Annotated in this window: 15 protein-coding genes; 7 read left to right on the top strand and 8 right to left on the bottom strand. The window is 73.8% G+C overall.

Annotation, left to right across the window (positions count from 1 at the left end):
* Window positions 1-32: 32 nt before the first annotated feature.
* On the bottom strand, window positions 33-479 hold the full coding sequence (locus ACWF9Z_RS24400; RefSeq protein WP_453605171.1) for a hypothetical protein: 447 nt from the start codon (window positions 477-479) through the stop codon (window positions 33-35).
* A 229-nt stretch (window positions 480-708) separates the two neighbouring features.
* Here ACWF9Z_RS24400 and ACWF9Z_RS24395 point away from each other — a divergent pair, with 229 nt between their 5' ends.
* The 4 genes from ACWF9Z_RS24395 to fxsA all read left to right on the top strand — a co-directional run bounded on the left by ACWF9Z_RS24395 (window position 709) and on the right by fxsA (window position 4,752).
* Entirely contained in the window at window positions 709-1,149 is a 441-nt protein-coding gene (locus ACWF9Z_RS24395) for an Lrp/AsnC family transcriptional regulator (RefSeq protein WP_356654368.1), read from the top strand.
* Window positions 1,150-1,206: 57 nt separating this feature from the next.
* The gene (locus ACWF9Z_RS24390; protein WP_453605169.1) at window positions 1,207-2,853 is read left to right on the top strand and encodes an amidohydrolase; all 1,647 of its coding nucleotides are present in this window, start codon (window positions 1,207-1,209) and stop codon (window positions 2,851-2,853) included.
* Between the two features lie 347 nt (window positions 2,854-3,200).
* Window positions 3,201-3,971 carry a polyprenol monophosphomannose synthase gene (locus ACWF9Z_RS24385; protein ID WP_453605167.1) on the top strand — a complete coding sequence of 257 codons (771 nt, stop codon included), beginning with the start codon at window positions 3,201-3,203 and terminating at the stop codon, window positions 3,969-3,971.
* A gap of 184 nt (window positions 3,972-4,155) precedes the next feature.
* On the top strand, window positions 4,156-4,752 hold the full coding sequence (gene fxsA / locus ACWF9Z_RS24380; protein WP_453605166.1) for an FxsA family membrane protein: 597 nt from the start codon (window positions 4,156-4,158) through the stop codon (window positions 4,750-4,752).
* Between the two features lie 85 nt (window positions 4,753-4,837).
* On the opposite strand, the gene ACWF9Z_RS24375 is transcribed toward fxsA, so the two are convergent.
* The 3 genes from ACWF9Z_RS24375 to ACWF9Z_RS24365 all read right to left on the bottom strand — a co-directional run bounded on the left by ACWF9Z_RS24375 (window position 4,838) and on the right by ACWF9Z_RS24365 (window position 7,775).
* On the bottom strand, window positions 4,838-5,212 hold the full coding sequence (locus ACWF9Z_RS24375; RefSeq protein WP_007262928.1) for an RNA polymerase-binding protein RbpA: 375 nt from the start codon (window positions 5,210-5,212) through the stop codon (window positions 4,838-4,840).
* A gap of 342 nt (window positions 5,213-5,554) precedes the next feature.
* Window positions 5,555-6,937, bottom strand: coding sequence for an MFS transporter (locus ACWF9Z_RS24370; protein ID WP_453605164.1), 1,383 nt, complete (start codon window positions 6,935-6,937; stop codon window positions 5,555-5,557).
* A gap of 67 nt (window positions 6,938-7,004) precedes the next feature.
* On the bottom strand, window positions 7,005-7,775 hold the full coding sequence (locus tag ACWF9Z_RS24365; protein ID WP_453605162.1) for a glycerophosphodiester phosphodiesterase: 771 nt from the start codon (window positions 7,773-7,775) through the stop codon (window positions 7,005-7,007).
* Between the two features lie 263 nt (window positions 7,776-8,038).
* On the opposite strand from ACWF9Z_RS24365, the gene ACWF9Z_RS24360 reads away from it, so the two are divergent.
* The gene (locus tag ACWF9Z_RS24360; RefSeq protein ID WP_453605161.1) at window positions 8,039-9,541 is read left to right on the top strand and encodes an SCO1417 family MocR-like transcription factor; all 1,503 of its coding nucleotides are present in this window, start codon (window positions 8,039-8,041) and stop codon (window positions 9,539-9,541) included.
* Window positions 9,542-9,617: 76 nt separating this feature from the next.
* On the opposite strand, the gene ACWF9Z_RS24355 is transcribed toward ACWF9Z_RS24360, so the two are convergent.
* Both ACWF9Z_RS24355 and ACWF9Z_RS24350 read right to left on the bottom strand, forming a co-directional pair.
* A complete protein-coding gene (locus ACWF9Z_RS24355) occupies window positions 9,618-11,300 on the bottom strand; it encodes a hypothetical protein (RefSeq protein ID WP_453605159.1) in 1,683 nt (560 codons plus the stop codon).
* 50 nt (window positions 11,301-11,350) lie between these two features.
* Window positions 11,351-11,545, bottom strand: a complete 195-nt coding sequence (locus ACWF9Z_RS24350; protein WP_007262923.1) for a hypothetical protein — start codon at window positions 11,543-11,545, stop codon at window positions 11,351-11,353.
* A 279-nt stretch (window positions 11,546-11,824) separates the two neighbouring features.
* Between ACWF9Z_RS24350 and ACWF9Z_RS24345 the strand changes: the two genes are divergently transcribed.
* Window positions 11,825-12,250, top strand: coding sequence for an ankyrin repeat domain-containing protein (locus ACWF9Z_RS24345; protein ID WP_453605157.1), 426 nt, complete (start codon window positions 11,825-11,827; stop codon window positions 12,248-12,250).
* Between the two features lie 332 nt (window positions 12,251-12,582).
* A complete protein-coding gene (locus tag ACWF9Z_RS24340; protein WP_453605156.1) occupies window positions 12,583-13,989 on the top strand; it encodes a HEAT repeat domain-containing protein in 1,407 nt (468 codons plus the stop codon).
* 140 nt (window positions 13,990-14,129) lie between these two features.
* On the opposite strand, the gene ACWF9Z_RS24335 is transcribed toward ACWF9Z_RS24340, so the two are convergent.
* Entirely contained in the window at window positions 14,130-15,005 is an 876-nt protein-coding gene (locus ACWF9Z_RS24335) for a 5-oxoprolinase subunit C family protein (protein ID WP_453605154.1), read from the bottom strand.
* Between the two features lie 137 nt (window positions 15,006-15,142).
* Window positions 15,143-15,829 (bottom strand): 5-oxoprolinase subunit B family protein, encoded by a 687-nt coding sequence (locus tag ACWF9Z_RS24330; RefSeq protein ID WP_453605259.1) that lies wholly within the window; start codon window positions 15,827-15,829, stop codon window positions 15,143-15,145.
* Between the last annotated feature and the right edge of the window lie 8 nt (window positions 15,830-15,837).

Genomic DNA, 15,837 nt, shown 5'->3' with positions numbered 1-15,837 from the left:
GTGGATGCGCGGACGTACGGCGCCCGGGCGGCTCAGGCGGCCTGGGCGTGCTGCCGCTTCTGCGGCAGGGTCGCGGGCGCCGGCATCCGGACCGGGCGCGAGCCGGGGCCGCCGACGTGCGAGAAGGGCTGCGTACGCCAGTCGAGCCCCTGCGGCAGCGCGAGGTGCACGACGGGCTCCAGCTCCGCGGTCCCCTCGGCGGCGAGCCCGAGGGTGGGCAGCGCGTCGGAGGCGGGCCGCCCGGTACCCGCGCACACCGTGAGCCCGAAGGGGTTCCACGGGGTCAGGCAGAGGGCGTGCTGCGGCAGGAACTCCTCGTCCGCGACGAGGGCGATCGCCTGACCGCAGTCCGGGCAGACCGCGTGGTGGATCTCGAATCCCTCGGCGTATCCGAGGTAGTCGTCGTCGTCGGCGTAGTCGCCCTCGACGATTTCCAGGGGCTCCGGTTCTGTGCGACCGGCGCGCTTGGTGTTCAGCATGGATGTACTCCCCCTTGGGTGGGCCGGGCGGGCAGCTTCTTCGCCCACGGCCATCCCAAGCACTTCCCGTCGCACGGCACGAGTAACCACATCCGGCCGTCGTACGCCCGCGTACTCCTGTGGCCTTGGTCACATGCCCGGCGCAGGTGCCATGTGGTGCCGCGTCAAAACGTGGACACGGCTGGGCCTGGAGCGGGTCAGGGACGTAAGTTGTGCGGCTATGAGCGCAATGGAGGAGCTGGACCGCCAGATCGTGGATCTGCTGGTGCGGGACGGGCGGATGAGCTACACGGACCTGGGCAAGGCCACCGGCCTGTCCACGTCGGCGGTCCACCAGCGAGTACGCCGCCTGGAACAGCGCGGAGTCATCCGCGGCTACGCGGCCGTCGTCGACCCCGAAGCCGTGGGGCTGCCGCTGACCGCCTTCATCTCGGTCAAGCCCTTCGACCCGAGCGCGCCGGACGACATCGCGGACCGGCTGTCCGGGGTTCCCGAGATCGAGGCCTGCCACAGCGTCGCGGGCGACGAGAACTACATCCTCAAGGTCCGCGTCGCGACGCCCCTGGAACTGGAAGACCTCCTCGGCCGCCTGCGCGCCCTGGCCCACGTCGCCACCCGCACGACGGTGGTCCTCTCCACCCCGTACGAATCCCGCCCCCCGCGCGTGTAACCGCCCCGGGCGACCCCGACCGTGCGGACGGCGCGCCCCAAAGGGGAGACTGTCGGCATGACAGACCGCACTGCCGACTCCGCCGCCGGAACACCGGGCACCTCCGCCGCCTCCGGACCCCACCGGACCGTCCTCCTGCGCGGCGGAGAGGTCCACAGCCCCGCCGACCCCTTCGCCACCGCGATGGTGGTCGAGCGCGGCCACGTCGCCTGGGTCGGTTCCGAGGGCGCCGCGGACGCCTTCGCGCAGGGCGTGGACGAGGTCGTCGACCTCGGCGGCGCGCTCGTCACACCCGCCTTCACCGACGCCCACGTCCACACCACCTCGGCGGGCCTGGCCCTGACCGGACTGGACCTCTCCGGGGCCGCCTCCCTGGCCGAGGCCCTCGCGCGGGTGCGGGCGTACGCGGACCGCCGCCCCGCCGACCGGGTCCTCCTCGGGCACGGCTGGGACGCGGCCCGCTGGCCCGAGCGCCGTGCCCCCTCCCGCCGGGAACTGGACGAGGCCACCGGCGGCCGGCCGCTCTACCTCAGCCGCATCGACGTGCACTCCGCCGTGGTGTCCACGGCCCTCCTGGACCTCGTCCCCGGGGTCCGGAGCGCCGGCGACGAGCCGCTGACCCGCGACGACCACCACCAGGTCCGCCGCGCGGCGCTCGAAGCCCTCCTCCCGGCCCAGCGCGCCGAGGCCCAGCGGGCCGCCCTGGACCGGGCCGCCTCCCTCGGCATCGGCTCCGTCCACGAGTGCGCAGGCCCGGACATCTCCTCCGCCGAGGACTTCACCGCCCTCATGGAGCTCGCGCGCACCCGCCCCGGCCCCCGGGTCTTCGGCTACTGGGCCGACCGCGACCTCGACCAGGCCAAGGCGCTCGGCGCCGTCGGGGCCGCCGGCGACCTCTTCGTCGACGGCGCCCTCGGCTCGCACACCGCCTGCCTGCACGCCCCGTACGCCGACGCCGGCCACACCGGCACCGGTTACCTCGACGCGCACGACGTCGCCGCGCACGTGGCGGCCTGCACCGAGGCGGGGCTCCAGGCCGGTTTCCACGCCATCGGCGACGCGGCGATCAGCGCCGTGATCGCCGGCGTCACGGCCGCCGCCGACAAGGTCGGCCTCGACCGCGTCCGGGCCGCCCGCCACCGCGTCGAGCACGCCGAGATGATGACCCCGGCCGCCATCGCCGCCTTCGCGGCGCTCGGCCTCACCGCCTCCGTCCAGCCCGCCTTCGACGCGCTGTGGGGCGGCGAGGAGGGCATGTACGCCGACCGGCTCGGCGCGGAGCGCGCCCGCACGCTCAACCCGTACGCGGCCATGCTCAAGGCGGGCGTCCCGCTCGCGTTCGGCTCGGACGCCCCCGTCACCCCGCTCGATCCCTGGGGCACGGTCCGCGCGGCCGCGTTCCACCGCACGCCGGCCCACCGGATCTCCGTACGGGCCGCCTTCGCCGCCCACACCCGCGGCGGCTGGCGGGCCCTGGGCCGCGACGACGCCGGCACCCTCGTTCCCGGCGCCCCGGCCGACTACGCGGTCTGGCAGGCCGCCGAGCTGGTGGTGCAGGCCCCCGACGACCGGGTCGCCCGCTGGTCCACCGACCCCCGCTCCGGCACCCCCGGACTCCCGGACCTGACCCCCGGCGCGGAACTGCCGGTCTGCCTGGCCACCGTCGTCGGCGGCCGGGAGGTATTCGTACGGCCACAGGGGTGATCCGGCGGTCCCTGGTTCGGTCAGGGCGGCCGGACCCGGATAGGTTCGGCCGGGTCCACCACCGGACGTCCGTACCGGACGGAGCCGTTCGCTCAGCCGCGCCCGCGCCTCGGGGGCGAGGGAAGGTTTCGCCGGAAGGGGGTCCCCCTGCTTCGAAGGAGCACGGGGGAGGGTGGCCTCCGGTCGGGGCCCGTCGGTCCAGTAGACAACGGTCAGGCGGCCCGCAGCCAGCGGGCGCCGGTCCGGCCCGAAGGACCGCGGGCTCCGATCGCTGTTCTAAAATCATCCTCTGCGACACGACGTACACGAAGACGTACGGGATGTACGAGAACGCAAAAGGGGAATCAGTGAGCGACGGCGGACAGCGAAGCTACGGACCGCTCGGCACGGCCTTGGTGATCATTCCGACCTACGACGAGGCGGAGAACATCGGGCTGATCGTCGGCCGCGTCCGCGCGGCTGTGCCCGAGGCCCACATCTTGGTCGCGGACGACAACAGCCCCGACGGAACGGGAAAGCTCGCGGACGAGCTCGCGGCCCAGGACGAGCACGTCCACGTCCTGCACCGCAAGGGCAAGGAAGGGCTCGGAGCGGCTTACCTGGCCGGCTTCCAGTGGGGCCTGGACCAGGGCTACGGCGTCATCGTGGAGATGGACGCCGACGGCTCCCACCAGCCCGAGGAACTGCCCCGGCTGCTCACCGCGCTCGAAGGCGCCGACCTCGTGCTGGGCTCCCGCTGGGTCCCCGGCGGCCGGGTCGTCAACTGGCCGAAGAGCCGTGAATTCCTCTCCCGCGGCGGTTCCACGTACTCCCGGATGATGCTGGGCGTCCCGCTCCGGGACATCACCGGCGGCTACCGGGCCTTCCGGCGCGAGACCCTCGAGGGCCTCGGCCTGGAGGACGTGGCCTCCGCCGGGTACTGCTTCCAGGTGGACCTGGCCCGCAGGGCCGTGCGCAAGGGCTTCCGCGTGGTCGAGGTGCCCATCACCTTCGTGGAGCGCGAGTTCGGCGACAGCAAGATGAGCAAGGACATCGTGGTGGAGGCCCTCTGGCGGGTCACCCAGTGGGGCGTGACGGAACACGTGAACAAGGTGACCGGCAGACTCCGCGGCAAGTAGCCCGCGGCAGGCCGGCCGCGGCGGGTGCCGGGGCGGCCGCCGGTGCGCGCCGTCCCGGTCCGGCCGTCCCGCCCGTCCCGTCCGGGTCCGGCCCGCCCCGGTCCCGCCCGTCCCGGCACCCCTAGGGGATGTCCGGTACCTCCGGCTGAGGACGCTTTTATATCGGCCCAGGCACACTGGTGGTATGACGACCGGAGTTCCGACCTCTACGGCCCCCCGGCGGCGCTCGCCGGCCCGCACCTTCCTCCCCCTGGCCATCGCGGCCTGGCTGATCCTGGAGATCTGGCTGCTCAGCCTGGTCGCCGGAGCGTTCGGCGGCGGTGCCGTCGCCCTGCTGCTCGTGGGCGGCCTGGTCCTCGGTGCGGTGCTCATCAAGAGGGCCGGGCGGCGCGCCTTCAAGAACCTGACGGACACCTTCCAGCAGGCCCAGGCGGGCAAACAGCCCGCTCCGGCGCAGCCCGGCCGGGGCAACGGCCTGACCATGCTGGCCGGCCTCCTCCTGATGATGCCGGGCCTCATCTCCGACGCGGTGGGCCTGCTCTGCCTGCTCCCGCCGGTCCGCGCCTGGATAGGCCGCCGCGCGTCCAGGACGCTGGAGCGCAAGATGGCGTCGGCGCCCACCGGATCCTTCGGCGACGCCTTCCAGCAGGCCCGCATCCACTACCCGGACGGCAAGGTCATTCCGGGCGAGGTCATCCCGGGCGAGGTCGTCCGCGAGGACCGGCCGGCGCAGCCCGGCTCCGGCGCCGACTCCGCCTACCGGCCGCCGCTCACCCCCTGATCCACGACAAAGCCGAGGGCCCCCGCCACGCAGTGTGGCGGGGGCCCTCGGCTTCTTGCTGTCTTGCTGTGCTGGCGTCCGGCTGTCAGGCGGACTTGCGGCTGTCCCGCGGATGCACGGCAATGTTCATGGCGCCGGAACGAAGGACCGCCAGCCTCTCGGCCAGCACTTCCTCCAGCTCCTCGCGGGTGCGTCGCTCCATGAGCATGTCCCAGTGCGTTCGCGCAGGCTTGCCCTTCTTCTCTTCGGGCCCGTCCCCGTCCACCAGGAGTGCCATGGCGCCGCACGCCTTGCACTCCCACTCCGGCGGGATTTCTGCCTCAACCGAGAACGGCATCTCAAATCGATGTCCGTTCTGGCATGCGTACTCCACCGCCTGGCGCGGGGCCAGATCGATGCCGCGGTCCGTCTCGTAGCTGGTAACCACGAGCCGCGTACCGCGGAGAGCTCGCTCACTCATGAATCGTGCCTCCCGGGCTTGTCGCCCACAGGACAGGTGTCGCTGTCGTCGTCATCCGGTCAACGTCCGGTCGGCGGTATAGATTCCCGCTCCGGGTCACGCGTCGCCCGTCGTGCCGCCCCTTGTTGTACCCACCAATGCCCGTTTTGTCACATCTGGCAGCAGATGTCACCCAACGTCTTCACTTCGTAAGCACGCAGTAACGGTCCGCCTGGCAGGCCAAAGGCGTACACTACCGGCCCTTCGCTTGAACGTCGAAATCTGTTCCGAATTCGCGTCCTGGATCCTTCTCGGATCCGCTCGAGGCCCAGCCGATATCCACCCGAGTCCACTCGGATCCGGTCAGATCCGCTCGGGTACAGGATTCCCCGCCGCCTCCACCGCGCGCCGCACCGGCACTCTGGCGAGCAGCACGAAACCCAGTGCGAAGAAGACCACCAACGAGATGATCGCGTCCCGGTAACTCCCCGTGACCTGGTAGGTGATGCCGAAGACGAGCGGTCCCACCCAGCTCAGCCCGCGGTCGCTCATCTCGTACGCCGAGAAGTACTCCGCCTCCTTGCCCGCCGGCACCAGGTGCGAGAACAGCGAGCGCGACAGCGCCTGGCTGCCGCCCAGCACCAGCCCGATCATCGCGGCGAGCACGAAGAACCACATCGGGGTCCGGGCCGGCAGGAAGTAGCCGGCGGCCAGCGTCAGCCCCCACGCGGCCAGCGAACCGAGGATCGTCCGCTGGGATCCGTACCGCGCCGCCAGCCGGCCCATCCCCAGCGCACCCGCCACCGCCAGGACCTGCACGAGCAGCACGGCCACGATCAGAGTGGACTGCTCGAGCCCGAGCTCCTCCGAGCCGTAGACGGAGGCCTGGGAGATCACCGTCTGCACGCCGTCGTTGTAGATCAGGTATGCCAGCAGGAACGACAGGGTCAGCGGGTAGCGCCGCATGTCCTTCAGGGTGGCGACGAGCTGCTTCCAGCCGCTGACCGCCGGCCCCGCCCCCGCCTCCCGGACCACGGCCCGGTCACGCAGCCGCCGCAGCGGGACGATCGCGAAGGCTCCCCACCACAGTCCCGCCGAGGCCAGGCAGATCCGTACGGCCGCGCCTTCCGACAGTCCGAACGAGTCGTGGCCCTGGTAGACCACGAGGTTCAGTACGAGGACGAAGGCGCCCGAGGTGTAGCCGAAGGCCCAGCCGCGCGAGGAGACGGTGTCCCGCTCGTCCGGCGTGGAGATCTGCGGCAGATAGGCGTTGTAGAGCACCATCGAGACCGACAGCGCCGCGTTCGCGACGATCAGCAGCAGCCCGCCGAGCAGATAGCGCTCGCCGCCGAGGAAGAACATCCCGGTGGTCGCCGCCGCTCCCGTGTACGCGGCCGCCGCCAGCAGCGGCTTCTTGCGCCCGCCGCGGTCCGCGAGCGCACCCACCAGGGGCATGATCAGGACGGCCACGATCACCGAGGCCGACACGGAGTAGGCGAAGTACGAGCCGGCCCGCACCGGGATGCCCAGCGGGTGCACGTAGCCGTCGGCGTCGGCGGCGGCCTTGGCCACCGCCGTCAGGTACGGCCCGAGGAACACGGTGAGCACGCTCGTCGAATAGACCGAGCAGGCGAAGTCGTAGAAGTACCAGCCGTGCTGTTCGCGCTTGCGTGCCGCGGCGGCCGCGGCGGCGGTTCTGCCGTCCTCCGCACCCGGTTCCGCTTGATCTGTGGTCTGCGCACTCATGAGTGCCCCCTCGCTGGTCCCCGTACCGCCGCGGCCCCCGACCGTGCGCGCGCAGGCCCGCGGCCGGTCAGGCCCAGGCCCCGCGCCGGTCCAGCACCGTGCGCAAGATGTCGATCCGGTCGGTCATGATGCCATCGACACCGAGGTCGAGCAGCGCCTCCATGCGTTCCGGTTCGTTCACGGTCCACACGTGCACCTGGAGTCCCCGTTCGTGTGCGGTGCGTACGAACCGCCGGTCCACCACGCGGATGCCCGCCTGCGTCTCCGGAACCTGCGCCGCCACCGCGCCCGCGCGCAGCGCCGCCGGGATCGCGTACGAGCGCAGCCGCAGCCCGACCACGCCGCGCACCCCGTACGAGGTGGCCAGCCGGGGACCGGCGATCTTCTGTGCCCGCGCGACCCGGCTCTCCGAGAAGGAGCCCACGCACACCCGGTCCCAGACCTTCGCGCGCGCGATCAGATTGACCAGCGGGTGCAGGGCGGACTCGTCCTTGACGTCCACGTTCCAGCGGGCCTGCGGAAACTCCTCGAGGAGGTCCTCGAAGAGCGCCAGCGGCTCGGTCCCGCCGGCCCGGGCCTCCCGGATCCGGCTCCACGGCTGCTCCCGGATGCGGCCGCGGCCGTCCGTGACCCGGTCCAGGGTCGCGTCGTGGAAGGCGACCAGCTTGCCGTCGGCGCTGGCGTGCACATCGGTCTCGAAGTACCGGTACCCCGCGTCGGCGGCCCGCCGGAAGGCGGCGGCGGTGTTCTCCAGCCCGTCCGCGGCCCCGCCGCGATGGGCGAAGGGGATCGGAGCGGGGTGGTCGAGATAGGGATGGCGAAGGCGTACGTGCGTCACCGCGGCAGTATGCCCCCTGTTCCCGCCGGGGCGGGAGTGCCCCGGTGTCCGGCCGGTGAACGGCCCGCCGGCGGGGTTCCGGCGGACCGTGCGGGGCCCTCGCCCGGGGCGGGGCCCGTCCGCCCGGCGCCGCGGACCCCCCGCACACGGGGCCCCCTGGCCGGAAGGAACCACCGCGTGACAGTCTGGACCGGCGGGATCAATCCAATACCGGACCCCAGGGGCCGGTAGGGGGCCAATTCGACGAAGGTGGACCGGAACCCATGGCGCAGTGGACCTCGGCGGTAGGCGCCGCACAGCTCGGCCGGCTCATCACCTCCCAGCAGGGGCGGGCCGCCGTGCCCGGGGCGCGCAAGCTGCCCGCGTACCGCTCCCTCGCCGACGGCATCCGCCTCCTCGTCCTCGAGGGCCGCGTTCCCGTCGCCGCGCGCCTCCCCGCGGAGCGGGAGCTCGCGGTGGTGCTCTCCGTCAGCCGCACCACCGTCGCCGCCGCCTACGAGGCCCTGCGCGGCGAGGGGTTCCTGGAGTCCCGCCGGGGCGCCGGCAGCTGGACCTCGGTGCCGGCCGGCAACCCGACGCCCGCACGCGGCCTCGAACCCCTGCCCCCCGAATCCCTCGGCTCGATGATCGACCTCGGCTGCGCCGCCCTCCCGGCCCCCGAGCCGTGGCTCACCAGGGCCGTCCAGGGAGCCCTGGAGGAACTCCCCCCGTACGCCCACACCCACGGGGACTACCCGGCCGGGCTGCCCGCCCTGCGCCGCATGCTCGCCGACCGCTACACCGAGCGCGGCATCCCGACCATGCCCGAGCAGATCATGGTCACCACGGGCGCGATGGGCGCCATCGACGCCATCTGCAGCCTCTTCGCGGGGCGCGGCGAGCGGATCGCCGTCGAATCCCCCTCCTACGCCAACATCCTCCAGCTCATGCGCGCCGCCGGGGTCCGCCTGGTGCCCGTGGCCATGGCGGAGGGGCTGACCGGCTGGGACATGGACGTCTGGCGCCAGGTCCTGCGCGACTCGGCCCCCCGCCTCGCCTACGTCGTCGCCGACTTCCACAACCCGACCGGCGCGCTCGCCTCCGACGAGCAGCGCCGCGCCATGGTGCAGGCCGCCCGCTCGGCCGGCACCGTGCTCGTCGCCGACGAGACCATGATCGAGCTCCAGCTCGATCCGGCCGTGGAGATGCCGCGCCCGGTCTGCTCCTTCGACCCGGCCGGCTCCACGGTCGTGACCGTCGGCTCCGCCAGCAAGGCCTTCTGGGCCGGCATGCGCATCGGCTGGGTCCGCGCGGCTCCCGACGTCATCCGCAGCCTCGTGGCGGCCCGCGCGTACGCCGACCTCGGCACCCCCGTGCTGGAACAGCTCGCGGTGAACTGGCTGATGCGCACAGGCGGCTGGGCGCAGGCCGTCGAGATCCGCCGCGACCAGGCCCGCGAGAACCGCGACGCCCTGGTGGCGGCCGTGCGCCGGGAACTGCCGGACTGGGAGTTCCAGGTACCGCGCGGCGGCCTGACGCTGTGGGCCCGCGCGGGCGGCCTCTCCGGCTCCCGGCTGGCCGAGGTGGGGGAGCGGGTCGGCGTACGGGTCCCCTCGGGCCCCCGGTTCGGGGTCGACGGTGCCTTCGAGGGGTACGTACGGCTCCCGTTCACCGTCGGCGGCCCGGTGGCGGAGGAGGCGGCAGCCCGGCTCGCCGCCGCGGCCCGGCTGGTCGGCACGGGCGCGGGCGGCGGCGGCGCGGAGCCGCCGCGCACGTTCGTCGCGTAGGAGCGCCGCCGGGCCGCCTGCCGCGTGGTCCGCGGGCCGTGCGCCCGGCGCCCTCCACCCCTCGGCCTGACGCTCCTCAGGGGGCGTCCACCGGGACCTCGGGGATCCCCGGGGTGTCGATCGACGGACCCTGCGCCTGGGCCGGCGGCTGCCCCGGCTGGACCGCCTGCGACGGCTGCAGGGGCTGCACCGGCTGGAGGATGCGCAGCGGCTTCGTCGGTGTGGCGTGGTCCGGCACGGCCTTGGGCTGGGCCTGCCGCTCGGGCAGGAGCTCCAGTACCGCCTGCCGGTGCGACGGGTGGGTGGCCTCGTCGTACGGGTCCGGGGTGGCGGGCACCTGCAGCCGGTGCACGGGACCGGTGCCGAGCCGGGCGTACCCGCGCCCGGGCGGCGCGACGGCCGTCGGCGTGGTGTGCGGGGGGAGTCCCAGCACGTCGGCGATCTGCTGGATCGAGGCGGACCCCAGGACGACCCGGGCCCGGGTGTGCTGCCAGACGGAGTCGTGCAGCAGCTCCAGGTGGTCGAACTGTTCGGCCACCACCACGGTCACGTGCGCGGCGCGCCCGTGCCGCAGCGGCACCTGGAGCTGCGCGAGCGGGTCGGGGGCGCCCTCGGCGGCGGCGAGGTGGCCCAGCACGCTGGGCCGGTCGAGCAGGATCCACAGCGGGCGGCGGGTGTCCTCGGGCGCGGCCCGGCCCGCTTCCCGGGCGCGATGGGTGGCGATCAGGCGCCGCTCGGTCTCGCGCGCGGCCCATTCCAGGGTGGCCAGCGCCCCGGCCAGCCCGCATTCCACGGCCAGCACGCCGGCGCGGCCGGACAGGCAGGAGTACTCGCCGCTGCCGCCGCCCTCCACGATCAGTACGTCGCCCCCGTGCCGCAGGGCCTGCAGGGCGACCGAGCGCAGCAGCGTGGAGGTTCCGCTGCCGGGCTGGCCGACGGCCAGCAGGTGGGGCTCGGCGGAGCGGGAGCCGGTGCGCCAGATGACCGGCGGCATGTCGCGCGGTACGTCGGCCTCCAGGACGGGCAGGGTGCGCTGCACCCCGCCGGCGTCGGTGAAACCGAGCACGGTCTCACCGGGGGACGTCACGAAGGGCTGGGCGGCGATACCTGTCGGCAGCGCCGCCAGCACACTCAGGCCGAGCTGGTTGCCCTCCTCGTCCCAGTCGAAGAGATACTCCCGTCCGCGCCCGGACTTGGCGTGCAGCAGTGCCTCGATCCGGGCCCGCGAGGCGGCCTCGCCGTCGGTGAAGTAGGCCGGGTAGCGGATGTGGAGCCGGGTGACGCGGCCCGCCTCGTCGAACTCGTAGCCGCTGAAGGCCTTGTCCCAGTCCCCGCCGTGGGCGAAGAGCGGACTCGGATCCTCCGGAATGGAGAAGTACGGCACGAGGGCTTCGTAGAGGGAGCCGAGGCGCTCGGTCTCGGCATCGCTGGGTCCGGTCTTCACCGGGGTGCGGTCGCGTCCCTGCCAGGCCGCCGCCGCCATGAGGGTGAGCAGGGCGGTGAGGGGGCCGTAGGGGACGAGTGCGACCACGAGGACGCAGGCGGCTCCCAGGAACAGTGCGGGACCACGCTTGTCCTTGGGGGTGTCGCACCACTTGCGCCGCCCGGCCGAGGCCAGGACGCGCAGTCCCCGTCCGATGACGAGGAGCGGATGGAGGACGTCCGTGGCGCTGTCGGCGGCCGTGCGAGCGAAGTCGCGGCCCCGGGTCAGCGACACGGTGCCGCTGCTGAGGATGCGGGGAAGTGGGCGCCGGACCACGGGCGTCTCCTGGAGTTGTGGATGCTTCGGGTGGTTGCCTGGGCGGGGCGCTAGAGCTTGATCCCGCCGAGAAGGCTCGCGAGGCTCGCCGTACTCGCCGTGATGCTGGGGGCGATGGCGGAGCCCGCGAGGAAGAAGCCGAAGAGCGCGCACACGAACGCGTGCGTCAGCTTCATTCCGTCCTTCTTGAAGAAGAGGAAGCAGATGATGCCGAGCAGGACGACACCTGAGATGGAAAGGACCATGAGGAGTTCTCCTGGTGGGTGGGGACAGTCACCATCAGTTCTTCCAGGCTCACAGCAAGTATCAATGCGACAAAAGGTGCATATGGGTGAATATGAAGAATTTTCACTTGACCGGCCCAGCCCGGCTGGCGTGCCGGGCGGGCAGGCCGCAAGGGGGCCGCAGGGTGATCATTGCCTCGGCCCGCTCCGCTCATGTGCAGGTCCGGGCGCTACTCTGGCGATTCACCCGTACGGACGCGCTGCCGTACGCACCCCTGCCCGTGAAAGGCGGTACGACCGATGAGTGAGCACGTCGAGGGCAGCTCCCAGGCCTCCCCGGACGCTCCCGACGAGGACGTCATCGAGCTGGCCACCAAGATCTTCGACCTCGCCCGTCAGGGTGAGACCGAGACCCTCGCCGCCTACCTCGACGCGGGCGTCCCGGCGAACCTCACCAACGACCGCGGCGACACCCTCGTCATGCTCGCCGCGTACCACGGCCACGCCGACGCCGTCACGGCCCTGCTCACCCGCGGCGCCGAGGCCGACCGCGCCAACGACCGCGGCCAGACCCCGCTCGCCGGGGCCGTCTTCAAGGGCGAGGAGGCCGTCATCCGTGCGCTGCTCGCCGGCGGGGCCGACCCGAACGCCGGAACCCCCTCCGCCGTGGACACGGCCCGCATGTTCGCAAAGGCTGACCTGCTGGAACTTTTCGGAGCCAAGTAGTCCGCTTTTGGCCGGTCCCTGACCGGCCCAGACCTCACGGATTGGTCACGGCGGCCTTAAATGTGGTCGCGGCGCACAAACCGACTGGGTCATCATGACGACGGATTCGATTCGCGGACATGGCGGACGGGCAGGAGCGGGCAGGACACAACGGGTGTCCGGCTCCCTTCCTGCCGGGGGACCGCCGCCCTGGCCGCGAAGCACCGACGAGAGTGAGAAGGCAATGGTCTACATCGAGCGGAACATGACGGCGGACGTCCTCACATGCTGTTACGCGGCCCTGTGAATTTTGATTCCCGGTTGCGTCCCCAGCTTGATTTGAGGCCATTCCCATGTTCGAACCAGTCATAGCGCCGAGCGGCACCCTGCTCGGTCTCCTCCAGCGCGGCCGCGGCGACGGCACGCTGCACGCCCTCGCGGCGCCCAGGGCCGAGGCCCTCGCGGCGCTCGACCGGTGCGTGGCCGGCGATCCGCGCCAGGACTGGCAGGTCGAGAACCGCTCCTTGTACTACGCCCGGCTGTACCTGGATCTCGACGGCCCCCTGGGCGCGATCGAGACCCACCTCTTCGGCGTCGACGACCTCGACGACGAGGACGACCGCCGCACCGGCCTCGCCCTGTCCGTCCTCGGACACCTGGCCTCGTACGGCCGCGACGACGCACTCATGCTGCTGCGCCGCTACGCCGCCACGGGCGCCAACTGGGCCTGGGCCCTCGACGAGCTCGCCCTGCGCGACGACGACGAGGGCCTGCGCTCGCTGGCCGACGCCGTCCTCGCCCGGTTCCCCGCCACCCCGGAGGGTGAGGCGCGGCTCGCCGCCGCCGTCCGCGACGCCTACGAGCCCAGACCCTGGCGCCTGTGGGAGGAGAACCCCGAGGCCCCCGCCTACGCCGCCCGCCTGCGCGCCGCCCGCCAGCAAGGCTCCTTCGACCGCTGGCAGCGCCAGCTCACCCCGCGCGGCCCCCAGCCCGGCTGGGGCGTCCAGGCCGTCTTCGACTGGGCCGCCGACGGCCTGAGCCGGGGGACCCCCCTGCACGTCCCCGCCGCCCGCTGCCTGGCCGCCGTGGCCACGCCGGAGGACCGCTCCGCGATCCTCGCGGCGGCCGCCGGCGCCTGCGGCGAGGCCGCCCGCGCCACCGCCCTGCACCACCTGGTCCTCGCGGAACCGGAGAACCCGGCCGTACTGGACCTCATCGAAGCCGCCGGCGACGAACCGGCCGTAGCCGCGTACGAGCGCATGTGCGGCCCCGGCGCCGTCGAGCGGGCCCGGCGCTGGATCCACCGCCCCGACGCCCTCGGAGCGGCCGCGGCGGCCATCCTGGCCGCCCGCGGCGGGGCCGAGGACGCGGGCCTGGTGCTCGGAGCCCTGCGCTCCACGGTGCGGGGCGCCGGCCCCGACGCGGCGCGGCTGTTCGCCCTGGTCGACGGAGCCGGCCGGCTCGCGGTCGGCTGCGCGGCACCGGTGCTGCGCCACGTCTACCGCGAGACGGCCTCGTCCCACCTGCGCGGCCGCGCCGCGCGGGCCCTGGCGGCCACGGACCCGTCGTTCGCGGAGGGCTTCGCGGTCGAATGCCTCTGGGACTGCGAGGAGACCACGCGCGAGGTCGCCGCCCACCACGCGGCGACGGCGGACGCCCGAGTGACCCCGCGACTCCGCCGCCTGGCGGCGGACCCGGCGGAAGAAGAGGACGTCCAGTCGGCGGTCCGCAACAGGATCGCTCCGGAGTCGGCGGTGTAGGGCGGGGGTGGGGTGGGCCTTCGCTGCGGTCGGGCGGGGGCGTTGACGGCTCGGCGGGGGTGGGGTGGGCCTCGCCCCCGGCAGGCCGCAGCCCGGCCTACCCCGCCCCACCGTCAACGTCCCCGCCCCCCGAACCAAGCTCATCCGAACCGAGCTCCCCCGACCCGAACCCCCACGAACCGAACCCCCATCCCCGGTCGGGCCTGAGCGGCTGCGTCGAGGGCGGGGCCCGGGGGGACTACGCCGATGACCGGGTAGCCGCCGGTGACCGGGTGGTCGGCCAGGAAGACCACCGGGTGGCCGTCCGGGGGGACCTGGACCGCGCCCAGCACCATGCCCTCGCTCGGCAGTTCGCCGCCGCGGGCCCGGGACAGCGGGGGGCCCTCGGTGCGCAGGCCGATGCGGTTCGAGGCCGCCGAGACGCGGTACCGCGCGCGCAGCAGCCGGTCCGTGACCGACTCCCGGTCGAACCAGTCGGTCCGCGGCCCCAGCCGGAGCGGGAGCACGAGTTCCGAGGGCGGGCCCGGCACCGCCAGGGCGTCCGTCCCGGCCACCGGATCCGGACCGGCCGGCCCCACCTCCAGCAACGCCCCCGCCGTGAGGACCGGCGGCCCGAGGCCCGACAGCAGATCCGTCGAGCGGCTGCCCAGGACCGGCTGTACGGCGAACCCTCCCCGCACCGCGACGTAGCTGCGCACTCCCGACTCCGCCCGGCCCACCTCGAGCTCCGCCCCGGCTCGCAGCAGGACCGGGGCTCCCCAGGGCACCGCTCGCCCGCAGACCCGTACACCACACGGCGCTCCCGTCACGGCCACCACCACCGGGCCGCCCACGGCGCGCAGACCCACGCCGTCCAGGGTCGTCTCCAGCGTGGCGGCCTCCGGCGGGTTGCCTAGCAGGCGGTTGGCCAGCGCGTGCGCCCCCGCGTCGAGGGCGCCCGAGCGGGGTACGCCGAGATGCGCGTACCCGGGCCGGCCCCGGTCCTGGACGGTGGTCAGCGCGCCCGGCCGGAGCACCTCGACGGCATGCGAGGCCTGCCCGCGCCCTACGAGCCCCGTAGGCCCGGACCCCGTAGACCCCGTAGACCCCGTAGACCCCACAGACCCCGCGGACTCCCCGGCCCCCGTGCCTCCGGCGCCCCCCGTGCCCCCGCTCACGCCGCCGCCTCCGTGAACCGCACCCGTACCCCCGGCGCGAACAGCGCGGCCGGTTCGCGCGAGGGGTCCCACAGGACCGCGTCGGTCGAGCCGATCAGCTGCCAGCCGCCGGGGGAGGAGCGCGGATAGACCCCCGCGTACTCGCCCGCCAGCGCCAGTGACCCGGCCGGGACGGCCGTACGGGGCGTCGCGCGGCGGGGGAGGCGCAAGCGGGGCGGGAGGCCGGTCAGGTAGCCGAAGCCGGGGGCGAAGCCGCAGAAGGCGACGCGGAACCCGATGCCGCCGACGATGCCGGGGACCTCCTCGGGAGCCACTCCCCACAGCGCGGCCACCTCGGCCAGGTCCGGTCCGTCGTAACGCACCGGGACCGTGACCGGCGGCGGACCGTCGGCCGGTGCGAGCGGCGGGACGGTCCAGCGGGAGATGCGGGCCGCGAGGGCGCGCGGGTCCCGTACGCCGTCGAGCAGGACGGTACGGGCGGCGGGCACGATGTCCCGTACGCCCTCCAGGCCGGCGGAGTCCTCCCTCCCCGCCGTCCCTGCCGTCCCCGCCGTCCCGGCGGCCTCCGCCGTCCCCGCGGCCCCCGCCCGGCGGCGCAGCAGCTCCGCGTGGAGCGCGGCCACCTCCTCGGCGGTGTCCACCTCCAGCAGCAGCGCGTCGGCGCCGACGGCGAGCGTCCTCACCGCGCCGG

It is taken from the genome of Streptomyces sp. NPDC054961, assembly GCF_053609145.1.
Note: the sequence above shows the minus strand (reverse complement) of the source record. Positions and strands in the feature narration are given on the sequence as shown.

What these genes read in the sequence shown, in the direction of transcription:
- ACWF9Z_RS24400 (WP_453605171.1), bottom strand. Translation starts at nt 479, where the DNA reads ATGCTGAACACCAAGCGCGCCGGTCGCACAGAACCGGAGCCCCTGGAA.
- ACWF9Z_RS24395 (WP_356654368.1), top strand. Translation starts at nt 709, where the DNA reads ATGGAGGAGCTGGACCGCCAGATCGTGGATCTGCTGGTGCGGGACGGG.
- ACWF9Z_RS24390 (WP_453605169.1), top strand. Translation starts at nt 1,207, where the DNA reads ATGACAGACCGCACTGCCGACTCCGCCGCCGGAACACCGGGCACCTCC.
- fxsA (WP_453605166.1), top strand. Translation starts at nt 4,156, where the DNA reads ATGACGACCGGAGTTCCGACCTCTACGGCCCCCCGGCGGCGCTCGCCG.
- ACWF9Z_RS24375 (WP_007262928.1), bottom strand. Translation starts at nt 5,212, where the DNA reads ATGAGTGAGCGAGCTCTCCGCGGTACGCGGCTCGTGGTTACCAGCTAC.
- ACWF9Z_RS24370 (WP_453605164.1), bottom strand. Translation starts at nt 6,937, where the DNA reads ATGAGTGCGCAGACCACAGATCAAGCGGAACCGGGTGCGGAGGACGGC.
- ACWF9Z_RS24360 (WP_453605161.1), top strand. Translation starts at nt 8,039, where the DNA reads ATGGCGCAGTGGACCTCGGCGGTAGGCGCCGCACAGCTCGGCCGGCTC.
- ACWF9Z_RS24350 (WP_007262923.1), bottom strand. Translation starts at nt 11,545, where the DNA reads ATGGTCCTTTCCATCTCAGGTGTCGTCCTGCTCGGCATCATCTGCTTC.
- ACWF9Z_RS24345 (WP_453605157.1), top strand. Translation starts at nt 11,825, where the DNA reads ATGAGTGAGCACGTCGAGGGCAGCTCCCAGGCCTCCCCGGACGCTCCC.
- ACWF9Z_RS24340 (WP_453605156.1), top strand. Translation starts at nt 12,583, where the DNA reads ATGTTCGAACCAGTCATAGCGCCGAGCGGCACCCTGCTCGGTCTCCTC.